Below are 4,843 nucleotides of genomic sequence, written 5' to 3' on the forward strand. Positions count from 1 at the left end.
CGGGTTGTGGGGTTCGCCATCGTCGTGCGGGGTCCCACCACGCGGGCCCGCGCACGTGGGGTGTGCCGTTGTCCATGCGGATCTCCCACCCACTCGTGTCGAGGGTGCGGTGGTGATGCCAGCACAACGCGACCCCGTTATCGGTATGGGTGGGCCCGCCGCGTGCGTGTTCTTGGACGTGGTGGATCTCGCACCATGACGCGGGGACGTGGCAGCCGGGGATGAGGCATTCCTTGTCGCGGAGGGTGATCGCCCGTCGTTGCGGGGTGGTGAAGATCCGGTCCGTGACGCCGATGCCGATGATGCGCCCTTCGGGGTCGAACAGGACCCGTTGGATCGTCCCGCCGCACGCGGTGTGCCGTGCGGTTGCGACGGAGACGGGGGTGTCGATGCCGTCCACATGCGCCCACCCGCGCCCGGTCGCGTAGTCCTCCGCCGTGACGGACACGATCAGCGTCGGCGCCGCACCACCCAACTTCGGCATGTCGTCGTGTCTCGCAGCGATCCCGAGGATCGCCGCGAACGCGTCGTGCTGCTGCTGCGGACGCGTGCGGGTGTCGACCATCCCACCCGCATCCCCCGACGGCAGCACATCATTGTTTTGCCGCTCATCGCTGCCGGACCAGTCGCTCGCACCGTCGCTGCCAGACTGACCACCGCCGAACCAACCACTGCCACTGCCACCGCCACCGCCACCCTCGCTGTCGCTGCCACCGTCGCTGCCGTTCTCGCTGTCGACGAATCGCACCCCGGGCAGGGGCGGCCCGTCGACTTTCGGGTTCAGGTAGGCGTCGAACTGGCGTTGCAACGCGCCCGCGGTCTCCGGGAGCAGGTCCCCGTGGATCGGGACCAGGCCGTGCTTGGCGCGCCCGAACCGGATCCCGCGTCCACGCATCGCGATCTCCTCCGCCGGCTCCGCCCCATCCGGATCCAGATACGCCATGATCACCCGGGCATACGCCCGCAGATCTTCCGGCGTCGCCGGCGGCCCGCTCTCCTCCAGCGCACCCGCAGCATCCGAGTCACCTGCGACGCCATCGGCGGCCGCATCCGGATCCTCGACCGCAACCAGCCCGCGCGCGAGCGCCGCGAGCTGCGCATCCGCCCGCCACCGCTGCACCGCACCCACCCGCCGCTGCGCCTCATCGACCGGACCCACCGCCGCCAACAACCCCGCGATCCCGATCGTCCCCTCCAACAGTGCTTGCCGCAGGCGCGGCCACCGGGCCGTCTGCCACCCACCCGACGACAGATCCTCCTCCCGGAAGATCGATGACGCGGCCTTCACCACCCGCCCTGCCCCGTATGCGTCCACCCGCAGCACCCGCTGCAACAACTCGTTCATCGTCCGGCAGCCGAACTGCCCACAGAACGCCAGATCCCCCGACCCCGAAGGACGAGCGGGCACCGACGCCACCGTCTCCACCACCACCGCATCCAACCGCCGCTGCGCCTCACCAGCGAGCCGCAACACCTGCATCTTCGCGTCGTCCGACAACAGACCGAACCCGTCCCCGGACAACACCCGATCCAGGTCAGCGACGACCCGCTCCAGGGTTTCCTCGGTGCTGTCCATACCCCCATCCAACCCAGGACCACCGACATTCCCACCCCGAAAACCCCAGACCAAACCAATATTCCGGGATACGATTCAGACACCGCTCGCTCACCCCACCGCTCACGCCACAGCACCCGTGAACGGCCCCCAATACAGTGAATCCATGACGCAGCACACTGTTCGGGACGCCACCATCGCTGACGCCGAGGCAGTCGCCGGCATCCACGTGCGCTCATGGCAGGCGGCGTACCGAGGCCTCATCGACCAGGCATTCCTCGACGCCCTGTCGGTCACCGAACGCGCTGAGCGCTGGCGCGGGATCTTCTCCGACCCCCATCCGCTCACGCTCGGCACACTGGTCGCCCTCCGTGACGAGACGATCGTCGGGTGGGTGTCGTTCGGCGCCTCGAGAGATGACGAGGAGAACACCACCGACGGCGAGATCTACGGCATCTACGCCGATCCGACGTCCTGGTCCGCGGGAGTCGGCACGGCCCTCCTGACCTCGGCAGAAGGACGGATGGCCGACGCCGGTCACACCCGCGCGCACCTCTGGGTGCTCGACGGCAATGACCGCGCCGACACCTTCTACGCCCGCCACGGCTGGGCAGCGGACGGCAAGACGAAGATCGAGGAGCGCCCCGACCTCATCCTTGCCGAGCACCGCAGGGTCAAGCACCTCGTACCCTGAGCGGCCTCATCGCGCTTCGACCCGCGCGGTCCCGAGCACGCGAACGAGCTGCGCCTCGAGCGCACGCCAGGCACCGAGCTCGTACGACAGCACGATCAGTATCGGCGAGCTGACGACGATCAGCAGGCACGCCCAGAGCGGCCAGCCGAGCGCAGCGCCGATGATCGCGAGGCCCGGCAGCGCGATCACGGAGATCTGCAACGGGGAGTTCTTCGGGAACTCCGAGACGAGCCACGCGTGCAGCAGATACAGCGTGACCATGAACGCGACCACCGGGATCGCGATCGATGCGATCGCCGTCAGGATGCTCACGTCGGCACGCTCGTCGTAGACGTAGCCGATCACGTGCAGCCCGGCACCCACCGCTGCGATCGCGGCGAACAGCGCGATGTGGCCGTATCCCCACACGAGCGCCTTCGAGCGGCGCACCGCGAGGATCGGCGCGCTCGGCACCATGAAGTACACCCACCACAGCGCGAAGGCCATCACGATCCCGAGACCGATCACCGCGATGGACGAGACCGACCACCCCTCGGCATCCGTCACCGACTGCGCGGCGGCCAAGGTGCCGAACACGGTCTCCCCGAGGGCGATGATCGCGAGCAGCGAGTATCGCTCCGCGATGTGATGCGGATGCCACGGGGTGGCGCCACCGCCATGGCGGAAGCCCTTCGTCTCGGCGATGATCGGGCTGGCCCAGTCGATCGTCGACACGACGATCGCGCCCGTCAGGAACCCGAACGGATCCAGCGGGAGGAAGATCAGTGCAACCCACCCCACCTGGGCGATGCCGATGACCAACGCGTAGGTCTTGGCGACGGCGCGATACTTCGGGTCGCCGTGCGCAGCACGCCACCACTGCGCGATCACCGCGACACGCATCACGACGTAGCCGGCGACCATGACCTCGTTCGCAACCGGCTGCCCGCGCTCGAGCGAGGCGAACACCTGCGGAAGACCGATCGCGAGCACCACGACACCCGCCATCTGCACCATCGTCAGCACGCGGAACAGCCAGTCATCGGTGTCGAACGCCGAGGCGAACCACGAGTAGTTGATCCAGGCCCACACGATCGCGACCATCGCGAAGCAGAAGCCGCCGACGCCGGCCGCGATGTCACCGTGCGCGATCGCCGAGGCCAGCTGATTGCCGGCGACCCCGAAGGCGGCGACGAACGTCAGATCGAACAGCAGCTCCAGTGGCGTCGCGGCACGGTGCGCCTCAGCGGCATCCCGCCCGGTCATCCTCCGCAGTCCGTGACGGAAATAGGTCGGCGTGGACATGTGAACCCCCAGTGTTCGTGTGGGTCACGATAATGGGCGATCGCCGGGCGAACCAGTATTCTGCTGGCGGCCGACGGACGGCGTCAGGTCGGCTCAGGGCGCATGACGAGCGGCGCTCGATTTGACCCCGCGCGACCCAGCGCTTAGATTACAGAACGGTAACGGCGGCATCCGGGGGATCGACTGCCGAGTACACCCCCTCCGGAAGGACCCGTCACGAACTCCCTGCCAACCGAGCCCGCTCAGGGGCATTCGGAACCTGCCACAGATGTCTCCGACTCGCAGCGACCGCTCCTGCGCCGTGATCTGCGACGCTCCGTGTCCGCGAGCGAGCAGAGCCCCCGTTCCGCGAACACACCTGACGCACCCGACGCACCGATGCCGGCGCCGCAGCGGCCGCCGACGATCACGCCCCGCCGGACTCCGAACACGGCACTGCCGGTCGCACGGACCTCACGGGTCCAGTTGCGCCGGGCGAAGCGTCAGTGGGCGAAGGTCAAGACGCTCGGAGCCACGCTCGCCGTCGGCGTCCTGATCACCGGGGCGGCATTCCCCGGGCTCAGCCCGCTGGGCGATCAGACTCCCGCAGCCAGCGCCGCAGCGGCCGTCTCCACCTCGGCGGACGGCGACGCGCAGTCGTACACGGCGACCGACGAGATCCGCGCGGAGATCGCGCCGCGCGGAGCATTCTCCGCGACGACGCCCGAGGAGATCAAAGAGACCAAGTCCCGTGCCGTCGCCGCTGCGGTGGCCGCCGGCATGCCGCTCGGCAGCGCGATCGAGATCCCGCTGGCCGACCGCATCGTGATGCCGATGGCGGACGGGACGTACTCGTTCACCGATGGTTTCGGAGCCTCGCGTCCTGGCCGATCCCATCTCGGCCAGGACTTCGCAGCCCCGCTCGGCACGCCGATCAATGCGGCCATGAAGGGCTGCGTCTCCCGGTCGACGGAGAGCTACCAGGGCTACGGCGTGACGATCCAGATCGAGAGCATCGTCGACGGGAAGGCCGTGAGCACCGTCTACTCGCACATGACCTACGGGAGTCGCGCGGTCGAGGTCGGGGACTGCGTCGAGGCCGGCCAGTACATCGGCGACGTCGGATCGACCGGATACGTGTTCGGCTCGTGCCTGCACTTCGAGGTGCACATCAACACCGTCCCAGTGGACCCCCTGCCGTGGCTCACGAAGAACGTGACCTGACCCGGACCGTCGACCGACTGCTGCCGGCTCGCGTCAGTCCAGCGCGCTCATGACGTGCTTGATGCGCGTGTAGTCGTCGAAGCCGTACTGCGAGAGGTCCTTGCCGT

Annotated in this window: 4 protein-coding genes; 2 read left to right on the forward strand and 2 right to left on the reverse strand. The window is 68.5% G+C overall.

What is annotated here, in order from left to right:
- A partial coding sequence (locus V7Z82_RS18075; RefSeq protein ID WP_334153187.1) for an HNH endonuclease signature motif containing protein occupies positions 1-1,576 on the reverse strand: 1,576 nt, incomplete at its 3' end.
- Positions 1,577-1,721: 145 nt separating this feature from the next.
- Between V7Z82_RS18075 and V7Z82_RS18080 the strand changes: the two genes are divergently transcribed.
- Positions 1,722-2,249, forward strand: coding sequence for a GNAT family N-acetyltransferase (locus V7Z82_RS18080; protein ID WP_334153188.1), 528 nt, complete (start codon positions 1,722-1,724; stop codon positions 2,247-2,249).
- Positions 2,250-2,255: 6 nt separating this feature from the next.
- Here the strand turns inward: V7Z82_RS18080 and V7Z82_RS18085 are convergent, their stop codons facing one another.
- Positions 2,256-3,533, reverse strand: coding sequence for a low temperature requirement protein A (locus V7Z82_RS18085; RefSeq protein WP_334153189.1), 1,278 nt, complete (start codon positions 3,531-3,533; stop codon positions 2,256-2,258).
- 378 nt (positions 3,534-3,911) lie between these two features.
- Between V7Z82_RS18085 and V7Z82_RS18090 the strand changes: the two genes are divergently transcribed.
- Complete coding sequence (locus V7Z82_RS18090; RefSeq protein ID WP_334153190.1) at positions 3,912-4,736, forward strand: M23 family metallopeptidase; 825 nt, start codon at positions 3,912-3,914, stop codon at positions 4,734-4,736.
- Positions 4,737-4,843 lie beyond the last annotated feature (107 nt).

It is taken from the genome of Microbacterium sp., from assembly GCF_036823965.1.
Lineage (GTDB): Bacteria > Actinomycetota > Actinomycetes > Actinomycetales > Microbacteriaceae > Microbacterium.